Annotated in this window: 11 protein-coding genes; 4 read left to right on the forward strand and 7 right to left on the reverse strand. The window is 65.5% G+C overall.

Annotated features, from left to right (window positions below; translation table 11 throughout):
- Window positions 1-3: 3 nt before the first annotated feature.
- Both AC5QAH_RS02115 and AC5QAH_RS02120 read left to right on the forward strand, forming a co-directional pair.
- The gene (locus tag AC5QAH_RS02115; RefSeq protein ID WP_329839243.1) at window positions 4-690 is read left to right on the forward strand and encodes a DUF2058 domain-containing protein; all 687 of its coding nucleotides are present in this window, start codon (window positions 4-6) and stop codon (window positions 688-690) included.
- Window positions 691-738: 48 nt separating this feature from the next.
- Window positions 739-2,811, forward strand: a complete 2,073-nt coding sequence (locus AC5QAH_RS02120) for an acyltransferase family protein (protein ID WP_495232049.1) — start codon at window positions 739-741, stop codon at window positions 2,809-2,811.
- Between the two features lie 14 nt (window positions 2,812-2,825).
- Here the strand turns inward: AC5QAH_RS02120 and AC5QAH_RS02125 are convergent, their stop codons facing one another.
- From AC5QAH_RS02125 to AC5QAH_RS02140, 4 genes are all read right to left on the reverse strand, one after another.
- The gene (locus AC5QAH_RS02125) at window positions 2,826-4,010 is read right to left on the reverse strand and encodes an MFS transporter (RefSeq protein ID WP_053443277.1); all 1,185 of its coding nucleotides are present in this window, start codon (window positions 4,008-4,010) and stop codon (window positions 2,826-2,828) included.
- Between the two features lie 86 nt (window positions 4,011-4,096).
- Window positions 4,097-6,781, reverse strand: a complete 2,685-nt coding sequence (gene metH, locus AC5QAH_RS02130) for a methionine synthase (protein WP_495232050.1) — start codon at window positions 6,779-6,781, stop codon at window positions 4,097-4,099.
- On the reverse strand, window positions 6,778-7,872 hold the full coding sequence (locus AC5QAH_RS02135) for a homocysteine S-methyltransferase family protein (RefSeq protein WP_049412933.1): 1,095 nt from the start codon (window positions 7,870-7,872) through the stop codon (window positions 6,778-6,780). The genes metH and AC5QAH_RS02135 overlap by 4 nt, the downstream gene beginning before the upstream one ends.
- A 12-nt stretch (window positions 7,873-7,884) precedes the next feature.
- The gene (locus AC5QAH_RS02140; RefSeq protein WP_010480432.1) at window positions 7,885-8,814 is read right to left on the reverse strand and encodes an ArsR/SmtB family transcription factor; all 930 of its coding nucleotides are present in this window, start codon (window positions 8,812-8,814) and stop codon (window positions 7,885-7,887) included.
- A 153-nt stretch (window positions 8,815-8,967) separates the two neighbouring features.
- On the opposite strand from AC5QAH_RS02140, the gene AC5QAH_RS02145 reads away from it, so the two are divergent.
- Complete coding sequence (locus tag AC5QAH_RS02145) at window positions 8,968-10,116, forward strand: acyl-CoA dehydrogenase family protein (RefSeq protein ID WP_413409519.1); 1,149 nt, start codon at window positions 8,968-8,970, stop codon at window positions 10,114-10,116.
- 157 nt (window positions 10,117-10,273) lie between these two features.
- Entirely contained in the window at window positions 10,274-10,537 is a 264-nt protein-coding gene (locus AC5QAH_RS02150; protein ID WP_260362443.1) for a hypothetical protein, read from the forward strand.
- Window positions 10,538-10,720: 183 nt separating this feature from the next.
- Here AC5QAH_RS02150 and AC5QAH_RS02155 read toward each other — a convergent pair whose 3' ends face one another.
- The 3 genes from AC5QAH_RS02155 to AC5QAH_RS02165 are packed head-to-tail and all read right to left on the reverse strand — an operon-like array spanning window position 10,721 to window position 15,834.
- Window positions 10,721-13,894 (reverse strand): multidrug efflux RND transporter permease subunit, encoded by a 3,174-nt coding sequence (locus tag AC5QAH_RS02155; protein WP_495232051.1) that lies wholly within the window; start codon window positions 13,892-13,894, stop codon window positions 10,721-10,723.
- 15 nt (window positions 13,895-13,909) lie between these two features.
- Window positions 13,910-15,178 (reverse strand): efflux RND transporter periplasmic adaptor subunit, encoded by a 1,269-nt coding sequence (locus AC5QAH_RS02160; protein WP_010480436.1) that lies wholly within the window; start codon window positions 15,176-15,178, stop codon window positions 13,910-13,912.
- On the reverse strand, window positions 15,178-15,834 hold the full coding sequence (locus AC5QAH_RS02165; RefSeq protein ID WP_235650700.1) for a TetR/AcrR family transcriptional regulator: 657 nt from the start codon (window positions 15,832-15,834) through the stop codon (window positions 15,178-15,180). The genes AC5QAH_RS02160 and AC5QAH_RS02165 overlap by 1 nt, the downstream gene beginning before the upstream one ends.
- Window positions 15,835-15,847: the final 13 nt, after the last annotated feature.

Genomic DNA, 15,847 nt, shown 5'->3' on the forward strand with positions numbered 1-15,847 from the left:
CCTATGAGCGATACCCTCCGCGACCAGCTGATGGGCCTGGGCTTCAAGCCCGCGCCCAAGCCCGAGCGCAAGAATGATGGCCCCCGTCGTGATGGCCGCCCGCAGGGCAAGGGTGGCAACGGCAATGGAAAGCCGCAGGGCGCAGGCAAGGGCGAACACAAGCCCGGCGAGCGTCGCGGGCACGGTCATGGTGGCGCGGGCAATCCCGGCGGGCATGCGCGCGGTGGCCAGGGACAGCAGGGCCCGCGCAAGCCGCGCAGCGCCGAAGAGATGGACCTGGCCAAGGCCTATGCCATCCGCGCGCAGCGGGAGAAGGAAGAGCGCATCGAGACCGAGCGCCTGAAGCAGGAAGAAGCACGCGTTCGCCGTGAGGCGAAGGCCAAGCTGGAAGAACTGCTGAAGGACAAGAGCCTCAACGCCGAGGCGGCGGACATCGCCCGCCACTTCCCGTACGGCGGCAAGATCAAGCGCATCTACGTGACCGCCGAACAGCTGACCGCGCTCAATGCCGGTGAGCTGGGCGTGGTGCAGCTCAATGGCCGCTATCTGCTGGTAACCGCCGACGTGCTGGCGCAGTCCGAAGCGGTGTTCGCCGCCTCGGTGGCGCTGAAGGTCGATCCGGATGCGCCGACCGAGGAAGATCCGTACGCGGACCCGCAGTACCAGGTGCCGGACGACCTGGTCTGGTAAAGGCGCAACCACTGCGGACGGCACTGTCTCTGCGGTCGGGAGAAAGGGATGACCGCTGATCCAAGCCGTGGCTACGTGCCGCACATTGACGGCCTGCGCGCGATTGCCGTACTGGCCGTCATCGTGTTCCACCTTGACCCGGCCTGGTTGCCAGGCGGGTTCACCGGCGTAGACGTGTTCTTCGTCATTTCCGGGTTTGTGGTCAGCGCGTCGGTGCACCGGCTGCCGCCGTTGTCGCTGTGGCAGTCGATGCTGCGCTTCTATTCGCGCCGCATCCGTCGCATCGCACCTGCGCTGATCAGCTGCCTGCTGTTGACCGCCGTCGCCAGCGTACTGTTCATTCCCGAGTCCTGGCTCAGCGAGGCCAGTGACAAGACCGGGCTGATGGCATTCTTCGGCTTCAGCAACTGGGTACTGGCGCTGATCGGCAACGATTATTTCGCGCCCAAGGCCGAATTCAATCCCTACACCCATACCTGGTCGCTGGGCGTGGAGGAGCAGTTCTACCTGCTGTTCCCGCTGCTGTTCCTGGCCTGGGCGCGCGGCGCGCGCGGGCGTTGGATGAGCCTGGGATTGTTTACCGTGGTCAGCGCGGCGTCGCTGCTGCATGCGGCGGTGCTGGGCCTGCGCGAGGCACCCCCATCGTGGGCGTTCTACGCCACCACTACGCGGCTGTGGCAACTGGGTGTTGGCGTACTGTTGTTCCAGTTGCTGCACGTGCGCGCATCACTCGATCAAGTGACGGGGGCGGCATTGAAGCGCGCTGCGCCCGTGTTCTCGCTGCTCGCGGTGGTGGCGTTGGCTTTGCTGTGTTGGGCGTTGTGGAGCGCACGGGCCGGCCGTTCGCCGTGGCCTGATGGCCTGCTGCCGACCTTTGCATCGGCAGGCCTGCTATGGGCGCTGCATCATCATCCGCAGGCCTGGGTGGCACGCCTGTTGGCCAGCAGGCCGATGCGCACCATTGGCCTGCTGTCGTACTCACTGTATCTGTGGCACTGGCCGGTGTTCGTGCTGATGCGCTGGACCGTGGGCCTGCAGACGCCCCTGCAGATGACCGCTGCGATGGCGCTGGTGCTGCTGCTGTCGTGGGTGTCGTGGCGCTGGGTAGAACAACCGTTCCGGGGGCCATGGGCGCAGCGTCTGCGCCCGGGTCGCTGGGTGCTGGCAGGTGCGGCTGTGCTGCTGGTCGCGGCCGGCACCCAGACGGTGCTGTACCTGCAGGCACCGTGGATATCACTGAGCACGGTCAGCCGGCATCCGGCCGACTGGTATCCCAACGGCAAGAGCGTGGCAGGCGACTATCCCGATTGTGCACTGGTGACGGGCAAGCAGCGCTTCGCGGGCGGCAGCATGCGCACCTATGCCCGTGGGGCCTGCAACCGGCCGCTGCCGGCCGGTACGTCGAAGCGGGTGTTCGTTGCCGGCGATTCGCATGCGATGGCCTACATCGAACTACTGCAGCGACTGGCGCTTGAGACCGGTTCGGAGGTCGTCCTCTATGGCCGTGGTGGATGCCCGCAGGTGAGCCTGCAGAAGTGGCGGGGTGCGGGCGCGGGCTGTGGCGATTTCGATGCGGCGGTGCTCGCCGACATCACGCGGCGTGCGCAGCCGGGTGATGCCGTGGTGCTGGTGTCGCTGCGCATACCGCGCTTGTCCGATCAGTTCGTGTTGTTCGATGCGCAGGCGCAGCTGGCGGGCGAGCTGACCCCGGAAGCCACGGCGGGGCGTGAGGCCGAGGTGGTGGAGGCGATCGCCCAATGGCGGCCGTTGGCAGAGCGTGGTGTACGCATCGTGCTGGAGGCGCCCAAACCGGTGCTGCCGGCGCCGCCGTATCGATGCTCGGATCGCTTCAATTCACGCAACGAGGTCTGCCGCAATGGTCTGGACAGCATGCGCGAGGCGATGGAAACGTTGCGGGCACCGATGCTGGGCAGCCTGCAGCAGGTGGTCGATGGCCTGCCAGGCGGTGTGCTGTGGGATCCGATGCCGGTGCTGTGCGATGACGTGCTGTGCCGGGCGCAGCGCGATGGCCGGCCGCTGTTCTTCGATGGCGACCACCTCAGCGCGCATGGCAACCGTGTGCTTCTGCCATCGCTGCAGCAGGTACTGCTGCAGCAGTAGGACTGGCGCCGTCGTCAGGCCTCGGAGCGGTTCCGGCGTGTGCGGATCAGTGGCATGCTCAGTGCGAAGAAGCACAGCAATGCGCCGACCAGGGCAAACCCGCTCCCCGCCAGGAATGCGGTGCGGCCATCGTCGATCTTCCACAGCTGGCCGGCAATGAGCGCGCCCAGCACGCCGCCGGCACCGGACGAGAAACCGTACAGCAGGCCCTGGCCATGGCCGTTGAGGCGGCCCGGGAAATAGGTCGCCAGCATCTGCATGGCTGCGGCGAAGAAAGCAGCAAAGCCGAGCGCATGCGCGGTCTGGGCCAGCAGCATCACCGGCAGGTTCTCCGGGAACAGCGCGGTAACCGCCCAGCGCAGGCAGGAACTGACCAGCGCGATCAGCAGCATCCAGCTGGCGTCGTAGCGACGGAAGAAACGGCCGATGGTGAAGAACACGCCGACCTCGAACACCACGCCGATGGTCCACAGCAGGCCGAGCGTGGATGTGCGGTAGCCGTGATGGTCCATGTAGACCGAGAAGAACGTGTAGTACGGTCCGAACGAAAGCTGCTCCATGAAGGCAGCGAGGAAGAACGCGAGTACCGGAGGGCGGCGCACGATCTGCCAGAAGCCGCTGGCGTCGCCTTCGGTCCGGCCGATGCCGCGCGCGTAGTGATTGCTGAAGGCGGAAGCGACCAGCAGGACGAACAGCGGCAGCATCATCCACGGCAGCAGCCCGGCGCGGCTGGAGGTGCCGTCACCTTCGATCAGCCAGCCGAACAGGGTCACGATGGCGATGAAGCCCAGTGAGCCCCAGACCCGGATCAGGCCGTAGCGATGGCTGTCGCTGCCGAGATGGGTGAGAGTGATCGACTCGAACTGTGGCATTACCGCGTTGTAGAAGAAGCAGAACACCACCATTGCCGGATACATCCACGGCTGCGGCAGAGGAAGCAGGAACGCGGCGAAGCTGATCAGGGTCAGCAGGCAGCCGATACGCAGCAGGCGGATCGGCCTTGGCGAGGCCGCTGCCAGCGAGGTCCAGGTGCTGGGCGCAACCACGCGCGTTGCATACCACAGCCCCATCATCACGCTGATCGCGGTCACGCTCATGCCGCGCGCAGTGAGGAACAGGCTCCAGTACGGAGTGAACGCACCGAGCGCTGCGTAATAGAACAGGTAGAAGCTGGAGAGGCGGGCAACGGGGACAGTCATCGCGGAATGATGAAGCAAAAAGGGGGCGGAGGGGATCAAGTCGTTTGGGGCACAAACGACTTAATCTCCTCCGCCCCCCTTCTGTGTCATTCGGGATCGTAGTCGAGGTTGGAGGCCAGCCAGCGCTCGGCCTGGGCGCGGTCCACGCCCTTGCGGCGTGCGTAGTCGCCGACCTGTTCGCGGCTGAGCCGGCCGACCACGAAATACTGGCTCTGCGGGTGGCTGAAGTAGTAACCCGATACCGCTGCGGTGGGCAGCATCGCGAAGCTCTCGGTCAACGCCATGCCGGCGTTCGCTTCGGCTTGCAGCAGGTCGAACAGGCAGCGCTTTTCGCTGTGCTCCGGGCAGGCGGGATAGCCCGGCGCGGGGCGGATACCGCGATACTGTTCGTCGATCAGTGCCTCGTTGTCCAGCGTCTCGGCGTGGTCGTAGCCCCAGAATTCCGTGCGTACGCGCTGGTGCAGCCGCTCGGCCAACGCTTCGGCGAAGCGGTCGGCGAGGGCCTTGAGCAGGATCGCGTTGTAATCGTCATGGTCGGCCTCGAAGCGCGCCACGTGGGCGTCGATGCCGATGCCGGCGGTCACCGCGAAGGCGCCGATCCAGTCCTGCTGGCCACTGTCGGCCGGCGCGATGAAATCGGCCAGGCAGAAATCGGGGCGCTCGGCCGGCTTGTCCACCTGCTGGCGCAGGAAGTGCAGCGTGGTCTCGCCCTGCGGGTGCTGCACGCGCACGTCGTCGCCGACGCTGTTGGCCGGCCACAGGCCGAACACGGCCTTGGCGGTCAGCCACTTTTCGCCGACGATGCGCTCGAGCATCGCGCGGGCATCCTTGTACAGATCGCTGGCCTGAGTGCCGACGATCTCGTCGGTGAGGATGGCCGGGAACTTGCCGGCCAGCTCCCAGGCCTGGAAGAACGGCGTCCAGTCGATGTAGTCGACCAGTTCGGCCAGCGGGTAGTCGTCGAATACGTGCAGGCCGGGCTGGTTCGGTGCCGGCGGCGTGTAGCTGTCCCATCCTCCCTGGAATTTCTGCCCGCGTGCATGTTCCAGCGTGACCAGGCGCTTGGCATCGCCGCGATTGCGGTGGCGCGCGCGGATCTCGGCATAGTCGGCCTCGTTGGCGGCAACGAAGGCTTCACGCAGGTCACGCGAGATCAGCGACTGGGCCACGCCGACCGCGCGCGAGGCATCTTTCACCCACACCGTGGGCGCCTTGTAATGCGGGTCGATCTTCAGCGCGGTATGCGCACGCGAGGTAGTGGCGCCACCGATCAGCAGCGGCAGCTCGAAGCCCTGGCGCTGCATCTCGCGGGCGACGTGGCTCATCTCCTCCAGCGACGGAGTGATCAGCCCGGACAGACCGATCAGGTCGGCGTTGTGTTCACGGGCGGCATCGAGGATCTTCTGTGCCGGCACCATCACGCCAAGGTCGACTACTTCAAAGTTGTTGCAGGCCAGGACCACGCCGACGATGTTCTTGCCGATGTCATGCACATCGCCCTTCACCGTGGCCATGATGATCTTGCCGTTGCTCTTGGCGGTGTCGCCGCTGCGCGCCTTTTCCGCTTCGATGTACGGCAGCAGGTAGGCCACCGCCTTCTTCATCACGCGCGCGGACTTCACCACCTGCGGCAGGAACATCTTGCCGGCGCCGAACAGGTCGCCGACCACGTTCATGCCGTCCATCAGCGGGCCTTCGATCACATCCAGCGGGCGGCTGGAGGCCTGGCGGGCCAGTTCGGTGTCCTCTTCCACATAGGCGTCCAGGCCATGCACCAGCGCGTGCGTCAGGCGCTGCGCCACCGGCTTCTCGCGCCAGGCCAGGTCCTCGGTCTTTGCCGCGCCCTTCTTGCCCTTGTAGCGCTCGGCGATTTCCAGCAGGCGCTCAGTGGCGTCGCTGCGGCGGTTGAGGATCACGTCCTCCACGCGCTCGCGCAGTTCCGGCTCCAGCTCGTCGTAGATCGGCATGGCGCCGGCGTTGACGATGCCCATGTCCATGCCGGCGGCGATGGCGTGGTACAGGAACACCGAGTGGATGGCCTGGCGTACCGTTTCGTTGCCACGGAACGAGAACGACACGTTGGAGACACCGCCGGACACATGGCAGTGCGGCAGCGTCTGCTTGATGATGCGGGTGGCTTCGATGAAGTCCACTGCATAGTTGTCGTGCTCTTCGATGCCGGTGGCGACGGCGAAGATGTTCGGGTCGAAGATGATGTCCTGCGGCGGGAAACCGATCTCGTCGACGAGGATGCGGTAGGCGCGGGTGCATATCTCGACCTTGCGCGCGCAGGTATCGGCCTGCCCGCTTTCATCGAAGGCCATCACCACCGCGGCGGCGCCATAGCGCAGGACCTTGCGTGCGTGTTCGCGGAACAGTGCCTCGCCTTCCTTCAGCGAGATCGAGTTGACCACGCTCTTGCCCTGCAGGCATTTCAGGCCGGCCTCGATCACGCTCCACTTGGAGGAGTCGACCATCACCGGGATACGCGCGATGTCCGGCTCGGACATGATCAGGTTGAGGTAGCGGGTCATCGCCGCTTCCGAATCGATCAGGCCCTCGTCCATGTTGACGTCGAGGATCTGCGCGCCGCTGGCCACTTGCTGGCGGGCCACGTCCACCGCTTCTTCGTAGCGGCCTTCCTTGACCAGCTTGCGGAACTGCGCGCTGCCGGTGACGTTGGTGCGTTCGCCGACGTTGATGAACAGCAGATCCGGGGTAATGACCAGCGGTTCCAGGCCGGACAGGCGGGTGTAGGGCGAGGTGCTCATGCGGCCTGCTGCTCCTGGTAACCGGGCAGGGCGCGCGGCGGCAGCCCTGCCACGGCCTCGGCAATTGCACGGATATGGTCCGGGGTGGAACCGCAGCAGCCGCCGACCAGGTTCAGCAGGCCATCTTCGGCGAAGCCTCGCAGGGTACTGGCCATGTCCTCCGGCGTTTCGTCGTACTCGCCGAAGGCATTGGGCAGGCCGGCATTGGGGTGTGCGCTGACATAACAGCCGGCGACCTGTGCAAGGGTTTCCACGTGCGGGCGCATGGCATCGGCACCCAGCGCGCAGTTCAGTCCGATCGACAGCGGTCGTGCATGCGCCAGCGAGGCATGGAAGGCTTCCGCTGTCTGCCCGGACAGGGTGCGTCCGGACGCGTCGGTGATGGTGCCGGAGATCATCACCGGCAAGCGAGCGCCACGCGCATCAAAAGCCTCTTCCAGCGCATACAGCGCCGCCTTGGCGTTGAGCGTGTCGAAGATGGTCTCGACCATGAGGGTGTCGGCACCGCCGTCGATCAGGCCCTCGATCGCTTCGCGGTAGGTGTCGCGCAGCTCGTCGAAGCTGGTGTTGCGGAAGCCCGGATCATTGACGTCGGGACTGATCGAGGCGGTGCGGCTGGTGGGGCCGATCACCCCGATCACGAAGCGGGGCTTGCCCGGCGTGGTCGCAGCCACTGCATCACAGCAGGTTCGCGCAACTGCGGCACCGGCCTTGTTCAATTCGTACACCAGGTGTTCGAGGTGGTAGTCGGCCTGGCTGACCGACGTGGCGTTGAAGGTGTTGGTCTCGACCAGATCCGCGCCCGCTTCCAGGTAGGCGGTGTGGATGTCGGCGACGATCTGCGGCCGGGTCAGCAGCAGCAGATCGTTGTTGCCCTTCAGGTCATGGCCTTCCGGTGTTGCGTGATCGCAGCCGGGGCCATGCAGATGGTCGTAGCCATCGGCGAAGCGCTCGCCACGGTAATCGTCTTCCTGCAGGCCATGGCGCTGGATCATCGTACCCATCGCGCCGTCGATGATCAGGATCCGCTCGCGCAGGGCGTCGAGCAGGGCGTTGGCACGATCAGGATGCAACCAGGGCAGGGCAGGCATGGCGGTCTCGGCTCAGGGCTTGTTGGCGATCAGTGAAATCACTTCAAAGTGCGGCGGACGCTTTTCGCGGGTAACCGTCTCCAGGCTGGACACCTGCAGGCCGGCCTTGTCGACGAACCTGCGCAGTTCCTTGTCACTGAAACCGAGGTTGACGTGGCCGTAAGCCTCCACTGCTGCCTTGTGCTCGTGGCGGGCGAGGCTGCACAGCAGCAGGCGGCCACCGGGGCGCAGCACGCGTGCGGCTTCGGTCACCGCCTGCGCCGGTTTGCTGGCGTAGGTCAGCGCATGCATCAGCACCACCAGGTCGAAGCTGCCGTCCTTGAACGGCAGGGCATGCATGTCGCCCTCGCGCACTTCCACATTGGGCAGGCGGCGCAGGCGCTCGCTGGCGGCGGCGACCACGCGTGCGCTGGTGTCGATACAGATGTAGCGCTTGGCATGCGGGGCGACGAGTTCGGCCAGCACGCCATCACCGGAGGCAATGTCCAGCACGTCGCCGGTTTCCAGCAGTGGCAGCGCGGTGCGCGCAAGGGCCTCCCAGGTCCGGCCTGGAGAATAGTGGCGCTCCATGTCGCCGGCCACGCTGTCGGCCCAGTTCTGGTCGGAGGCGCGGTGGGCCAGCACGGCGGCGACGCGTTCGGCGTCCTGGCGAAGCAGCGGGTCGTCGCTTCCATTGCTCAAGGCATGCCACAATGCACGCTGCGCCGGGTCCAGCTGGGCCTCGTCGAAGCGGTAATAGGCCGACACGCCGGCACGGCGGTCGCGAACCAGGCCGGCTTCCTTCAGGCGCGCCAGATGGGTGGACACCCGCGGCTGTGCCAGCCGGGTGATCGCCGACAGTTCGGCCACGGTCAGTTCCTCCTGCTCCAGCAGCGCCAGCAGGCGCACGCGGGTCGCATCGGCGAACACCTTCAGGCGGGTCGACCAGTCTTCAAGATCCATAAATATCTACCTATCGCGATATAGAGATATATTCGCTGAGAAGGCCTGCTGCGGTCAAGTCGCTGGCGTACGGAAGCAGCCGGGCCCCGGTACAATCGGGGCACCTGGGCACGCCGTGCGCGGCCCATAACATCATGTACCCGGGAGGGTGTTGTGGATTTCAGCTTTACTGAAGAGCAGTTGATGTTGCAGGACGTTGCGCGGCGCATCGCGCAGGAAAAGATCGCCCCGAGCGCGGAGCACCATGACCGCACCGGCGAGTTCCCGCTGGACAACATCCGCCTGCTGGGCGAGAACGGCCTGATGGGCATCGAAGTGCCGACCGAATACGGTGGCGCGGGCATGGACCCGGTTGCGTACGTGCTGGCAATGGTGGAGGTCGCTGCCGCCGACGCTGCCCACTCGACCATCATGTCGGTCAACAACTCGCTGTTCTGCAATGGCATCCTCACTCACGGTACCGAAGCGCAGAAGCAGACCTACGTGCGTGCGATCGCCGAGGGCGAGGCCATCGGCGCGTTTGCGCTGACCGAGCCGCAGTCCGGTTCGGACGCCACGGCCATGCGCTGCCGCGCCGTGAAGCAGGCCGACGGCACCTTCATCATCAACGGCAAGAAGAGCTGGATCACCTCCGGCCCGGTGGCCAAGTACATCGTGCTGTTCGCGATGAGCGAGCCGGACAAGGGCGCGCGTGGTATCACCGCCTTCATCATCGATACCGACAAGGCGGGTTTCGGCCGCGGCAAGACCGAGCCGAAGCTGGGCATCCGTGCTTCGGCCACCTGCGAGATCGAGTTCAACGATTACGTGGCGCAGGCCGAAGACGTGCTGGGCCAGGAAGGCGAGGGCTTCAAGATCGCCATGAGCGTGCTTGATGCTGGCCGCATCGGCATCGCCTCGCAGGCCATCGGCATCGCCCGTGCCGCCTATGAAGCGACCCTGGAATACGTGAAGGAGCGCAAGGCGTTCGGCGCGGCCATCGGTACCTTCCAGATGACCCAGGCCAAGATCGCCGACATGAAGTGCAAGCTGGACGCAGCGCTGCTGCTGACCCTGCGCGCCGCATGGGTGAAGGGCCAGGGCAAGCGTTTCAGCACCGAAGCCGCGGTGGCCAAGCTGACCGCTTCGGAAGCCGCGATGTGGATCACCCACCAGGCGGTGCAGATCCATGGCGGCATGGGTTATTCGAAGGAAATGCCGCTGGAGCGCTACTTCCGTGATGCCAAGATCACCGAGATCTACGAAGGCACCTCGGAAATCCAGCGCTTGGTGATCGCCCGCAACGAGACCGGACTGCGCTGAGTGGCAAGGGCCGCGCCGCTGCAACGGCGGCGCGGCCGGTAGATCCACGCCATGTGTGGATCTACACGGTCTTCCTGGCTGGGCGATACCCGATCTGTTCCAATACAGGTCGTTTATTACGCGGTCTGCAAAGATGATCTATCGAGGTTGGGGATTCATGACGCTGGTGACGCCGATCGCAGCCATCCTGCTGCTGGCGTACTTCTTCCCGCATGAAGGCTCCAAGGGCAACACTCCACTGCCCCAGGTGCTGCTGGGTGCAGGCATCGGCGCAGCGGTGAACGTACTGCTGGGCCTGTGGTTCAATCGTGTGCCCAGGCAGAAGGGCGAGGCCGCACCCCATCACTTCTTCTTCCTGCCGATGCAATGGCCTGCGCTGGCTCTCGTGGTGGTGTGCGTGGTGATTGCGCTGCTGCGCTGAGACGTGGCCCGAACGGCGCCAACCAAGGTTGGCGGCTACCGGGCATGCCGCAGCTCTGGTGATTGCCAGCCGTCGGGCATGTCGTTGCCCTGGTAGATGCCAACCTTGGTTGGGATGCATTCAAAAGCAGAGAAAAGGCCCCGGATCGCTCCGGGGCCTTTCTCGTTTCAGCTCACCACCGGATCAACGATCCGGGCGGTGTGCAGCATCCGCATCACGCTGGCGTTCCATGAACTCCTTGGACGGTTCATCCAGCTTGTCGCCCAGCATGCGGCGCACGACCACGAAGAACACCGGGATCATCAACAGGCCGAGCAGGGTGGCGAACAGCATGCCGCCGATCACGCCGGTACCGATGGCGTGGCGGGAGTTGGCGCCGGCGCCGGTGGAGATCGCCATCGGGATCACGCCCATGATGAACGCGAACGAGGTCATCAGGATCGGTCGGAAACGCAGGCGTGCCGCCTCGATGGTGGCATCACGCAGGGTCTTGCCAGCTGCGCGCTGCTCCACCGCGAACTCGACGATCAGGATCGCGTTCTTCGCCGCCAGGCCGATCACGGTGATCAGGCCGATCTTGAAGAACAGGTCGTTCGGCAGGCCACGCAGCATGGACAGGCCGAGGGCGCCGAGCACGCCCAGCGGCACTACCAGCAGCACCGCCACCGGGATCGACCAGCTTTCATACAACGCGGCCAGGCACAGGAACACCACTACGATCGACAGCACCAGCAGCAGCGTCGCCGCGTTGCCGGCCAGGATTTCCTGGTAGGACATGCCGGACCAGTCGTAGCCGAAACCGGCCGGCAGGTCGTCGTTGACGATCGCCTCCATGGTCTGCATCGCTTCACCCGAGCTGGTGCCCGGTGCCTGCGAACCGACGATGTTGATCGCCGAGTAGCCGTTGTAGCGGCTCAGCGACGGCGGTGCCGACACCCATTCGGACTTGACCACCGTGTTGAGCGGGATCATCGCGTTGGTACCGTCGGCATTGGTGGTGAGGCTGGACGGGCTGTAGAAGCTCTTCAGCGACTCCTGGCCGGTGCGGTACGGGCCATCGGCCTGCATGGTCACGCGCTTGATGCGGCCTTCATAGAAGAAGTCATTGACGTACACCGGGGCCAGCATCAGCTGGATGGTGCTGTACACGTCCGACACCGACATGCCCATCGACTGCGCTTGCACGCGATCCACGTGCAGCTGCAGCTGCGGCGCGTTTTCCAGGCCGTTCGGGCGCACACCGACCAGGTGGTCCGGTTTCTGCGCGGCCTGGCCGAGCAGGATGTTGCGGGCCTGGGTCAGCTGCTCGTAACCGGCACCGCTACGGTCCTGCAGCCACATGTCGAAGCCACCGAACTGGCCAAGGCCCTGCACGGTGGGCAGGTTGACCACGAAGATCTGCGCTTCCTTGATGCCATAGAACGCGCCGTTCATGTTCTGGATGAACTCCGGCGCGGTGAACTTGCGTTCCTCCCACGGCTTCAGGCGGATGAAGCCCATGCCCACGTTCTCGCCGGAACCGACGAAGCTGAAACCGGCCACCTGCAGCATGCCTTCATAGCCATCCTGCTTTTCCAGGATGCCACGCATCTGCGCGAACACTTCGTTGGTCTGGCCCTTGGTCGAGCCCGGCGGCAGCTGCACGATCGCCAGCGCATAGCCCTGGTCTTCTTCCGGCAGGAAGCTGCCCGGCATGCGGGTGAACAGGAAACCGCACAGAGCGGTCAGCACCACGAACAGGATCATCCAGCGCGGCGCATGGCGCACCGCCGAGGTGATGTGGCCCACGTAGGTGTGGCTGATCTTGTCGTAGTACTTGTTGAAGGTGCGGTAGATGATGTTCGGGTTGTCGTTGTGCGTCGGCTTGAGGAAAGTCGCGCACAGCGCTGGGGTGAAGCCCAGGGCCAGGAACGCCGAGAACGCCATCGAGATGGCGATGGTCAGGGCGAACTGCTTGTAGATCTCACCGGCGGCGCCGCCCTGCAGGGCGGACGGGATGAACACCGCAGCCAGCACGACGGTGATCGCCACCACCGCGCCGGTGATCTGGGTCATCGCCTTCTGCGTGGCCGGCTTCGGCGCCAGGCCTTCCTCGGTCATGATGCGTTCGACGTTCTCGATCACCACGATCGCGTCATCGACCACGATGCCGATCGCCAGCACCATCGCGAACAGGGTCAGCTGGTTGATCGTGAAGCCGATCATCCACATGCCCAGGAAGGTACCGAGCAGGGCCACCGGGATGACCAGGGTCGGGATCAGGGTGGCGCGGAAGTTCTGCAGGAAGATCAGCATCACCAGGAACACCAGGAACACCGCCTCGAACAGCGTCTTGACCACTTCCTGGATCGAGATCTTGACGAAGGTGGTGCTGTCGTACGGCGAGAACCAGGTGACGCCGGCCGGGAAGCTGGGCTGCAGTTTGTCCATCTTGGCGCGCACCGCATCGGCCACGTTCAGGGCATTGGCGCCCGGCAGCAGCTGGATGGCGAAGGCGCCGGTCGGCTTGCCGTTGTACTGGGTGTCGAAGCCGTAGTTGTTGGCACCGAAGGCAACGCGGGCGATGTCCTTCAGCAGCACGCGCGAACCGTCAGCATTGGCGCGCAGGATGATGTTCTCGAACTCCTGCGGCGAACTGAAGCGGCCTTCGGCCGAGACCGTGGCGGTGAAGTGCTGGCCTTCCGGCGACGGGTCCGAACCCAGCGCACCGGCGGCGAACTGCACGTTCTGCGCGCGCACCGCCGCCAGCACCTGGCTGGCCGACAGACCATAACCCTGCATCTTTTCCGGGTTCAGCCAGATGTTCATGGCGTACTCGGAACCGAACTGCTGCGTGCTGCCGACGCCGGGGATACGCGAGACCTGGTCGAGCACACGCGAACCGACGATGTCGTTCAGGGCGTCACGGTTGATGGCGGGGGTATCGGACTGCAGCGCCACCACCATCAGGAAGCCGGCGTTGGCCTTGGCCACCACCACGCCCTGCTGGGTGACTTCCGAGGGCAGGCGTGGCGTGGCCAGCGAGACCTTGTTCTGCACCTGCACCTGGGCGATGTCCGGATCGGTACCGGTCTCGAAGGTCAGGGTGATCTGTGCACGGCCGTTGGAGGCGGACGAGGAGCTGAAGTACAGCAGGTGATCGATACCGGTCAGCTGCTGCTCGATCACCTGGGTGACCGACTTCTCCGTGGTGTCGGCACTGGCACCCGGGTAGGTGGCCGAGACGGTGACCTGCGGCGGGGCGATGTTGGGATAGGACTCCACGCCCAGGTTGAGGATCGCGATCACGCCGCTGAGCGAGATCAGGATCGCAACCACCCAGGCGAAGACTGGATGTTCGATGAAAAATTTAGGCATGACGGAAGGTTCCCGTTACTGCTTGTTCGAATCGGTGGCTGCCGGCTTGGCCGCATCGGCCTGCTCGGGCTTGGCCGCGTCGGCCGGTGCCTTGCCTGCGGCCGGTGCCGCGCCCGCCGGAGCGGCGCCGCCTGCGGCAGGCTTGCCGTTGGCGTCCTGCCCCGGGGTCCACGGCTTGGCGACTGCCGGTGCGCCTTCCTTGACCTTCTGCACGCCGGCCACGATCACCTTGTCACCGGCGGCCAGGCCGTCGCTGACCAGCCAGTTGCCGTTCTGCGCACCGTCGGTCTTCACGTTCTTGCGGATGACCTTGCCGTCGGCACCGACCACCATCACGTAGCCGCCGGTGGTGTCACGCAGCAGTGCCTGCTGCGGCACCAGGTAGGCGTTGTTGCGCTCGCCCAGGTTGGCCTGGAAGCTGACGAAGGCACCCGGCAGCAGGATCTGCTGCGGGTTCGGCAGCAGCGCACGCAGCGACACCGCGCCGGTGGCCGGGTCGACCGTGGTCGAAGAGAAGTCCAGCGTGCCCGGCTCGCTGTAAGTGGTGCCGTCGGCCAGCTTGACGTTGACCGTGGCCTTGCCGTCACCCGACAGCGCCAGCGCGCCCTTGGCCTGCTGCGCACGCAGCTGGGTCAGCTCATCCACGCTCAGCGAGAAGTTCACGTACAGCGGGTCGAGCTGGTCGACGGTGGTCAGCAGGGTCACATCGCCCTGGCCGACCAGTGCGCCCTCGGTGACCTGCTGCTTGTTGGCCACGCCACTGATCGGTGCGGTCACTTCGGTATAGCCCAGGCTGATGCGCGAGGAGGTCACCGCCGCTTCGGCCTGCTTGACCGCGGCCAGCGCGGTGCGTTCGGCCGATTCGGCGTTGTCCAGGTCGGACTTGGAGACGAACTGCTGCGGCGCCAGCGAACGGGCGCGGTCGGCGGCCACCTTGGCATTGGCGTAGGTGGCGCGGGCCGAAGCCAGCTGGGCCTCGGAGGCATTGAGCGAGGCACGCAGCGGCGCCGGGTCGATCAGGAACAGGGGTTGCCCCTGCTTGACCTGGGAGCCTTCCTGGTAGACGCGCTTGAGCAGTACGCCCGGCACGCGCGCACGCACGTCGGCGCTGCGGAACGGCGACAGGCGGCCGACCAGCTCACGCTGCAGCGGCAGGGTCTGCGGCTTGGCGTCGATCACGCCCACCTCCGGCGGCGGGGGCGTCTGCTGTTCCGGCTTCTTGCAGGCAGCCAGCGCGACAGCAACGGCGCACGTCAAGGCAAGGGTGCGGAGTGGGGCGGTCATCAGGAGGAACTCCGGGGTTGGTTTGAAGACGGGGCCGGCGACGGCTGAGGCGCGAAGGCGCGCAGGAAGCTGTCGACGGAGAACTCTGCCCAGCGCCGACGCAGCTGCGCGTCATCACGATGGGGGGTATGGAAGCGCTGTTTGTCGAAATCCTGACCGGCGATCATGCTCAGCAGCAGTTCGGCCATGAAGTGCGGGTCGTCATGCCGGAGCTGGCCTCGCATGCAAACGGTTTCAATCCATTCAGAAAGATGAAGCGTCAGCGCGCCGGCACCATGCCGGTACAGCGTACGCGCCTCTTCGGGAAACTGGGATGCATCGGCGGCGATCAGCCGACAGGCCTGGCCCACGTGCGGTTGGTTGAAGTGCTCCAGAAAGTCGGTGGCGAACTGGAGCAGGCTGGCACGCAGGTCGTCAGTGCGGAGTGCACGAACCATGGCGCCGGTGGCGTGGCCGACGTGGCGCTGCATCACCCGGCGCAGCAGTTCCTGCTTGCTGCCGTAACGCGAGTACAGGGTCTGCTTGGAGCAGCCGGCGTGCTGGGCCACCGCATCCATGCTCATCTGCATGCCCTGCTGGGCCAGCAGCTCGCGCACGGCATCGAACACGCGCTCATCGCGTGCGTCGAGGGCAACGGGGAGGTAGGCCGGATTCACGCGGTGGACTATA

The organism is Stenotrophomonas sp. YJH_SMC_43 (assembly GCF_059372535.1).

What these genes read in the sequence shown, in the direction of transcription:
- AC5QAH_RS02155 (WP_495232051.1), bottom strand. Translation starts at nt 13,894, where the DNA reads ATGCCTAAATTTTTCATCGAACATCCAGTCTTCGCCTGGGTGGTTGCG.
- AC5QAH_RS02135 (WP_049412933.1), bottom strand. Translation starts at nt 7,872, where the DNA reads ATGCCTGCCCTGCCCTGGTTGCATCCTGATCGTGCCAACGCCCTGCTC.
- AC5QAH_RS02115 (WP_329839243.1), top strand. Translation starts at nt 4, where the DNA reads ATGAGCGATACCCTCCGCGACCAGCTGATGGGCCTGGGCTTCAAGCCC.
- AC5QAH_RS02120 (WP_495232049.1), top strand. Translation starts at nt 739, where the DNA reads ATGACCGCTGATCCAAGCCGTGGCTACGTGCCGCACATTGACGGCCTG.
- AC5QAH_RS02160 (WP_010480436.1), bottom strand. Translation starts at nt 15,178, where the DNA reads ATGACCGCCCCACTCCGCACCCTTGCCTTGACGTGCGCCGTTGCTGTC.
- AC5QAH_RS02125 (WP_053443277.1), bottom strand. Translation starts at nt 4,010, where the DNA reads ATGACTGTCCCCGTTGCCCGCCTCTCCAGCTTCTACCTGTTCTATTAC.
- AC5QAH_RS02140 (WP_010480432.1), bottom strand. Translation starts at nt 8,814, where the DNA reads ATGGATCTTGAAGACTGGTCGACCCGCCTGAAGGTGTTCGCCGATGCG.
- AC5QAH_RS02150 (WP_260362443.1), top strand. Translation starts at nt 10,274, where the DNA reads ATGACGCTGGTGACGCCGATCGCAGCCATCCTGCTGCTGGCGTACTTC.
- metH (WP_495232050.1), bottom strand. Translation starts at nt 6,781, where the DNA reads ATGAGCACCTCGCCCTACACCCGCCTGTCCGGCCTGGAACCGCTGGTC.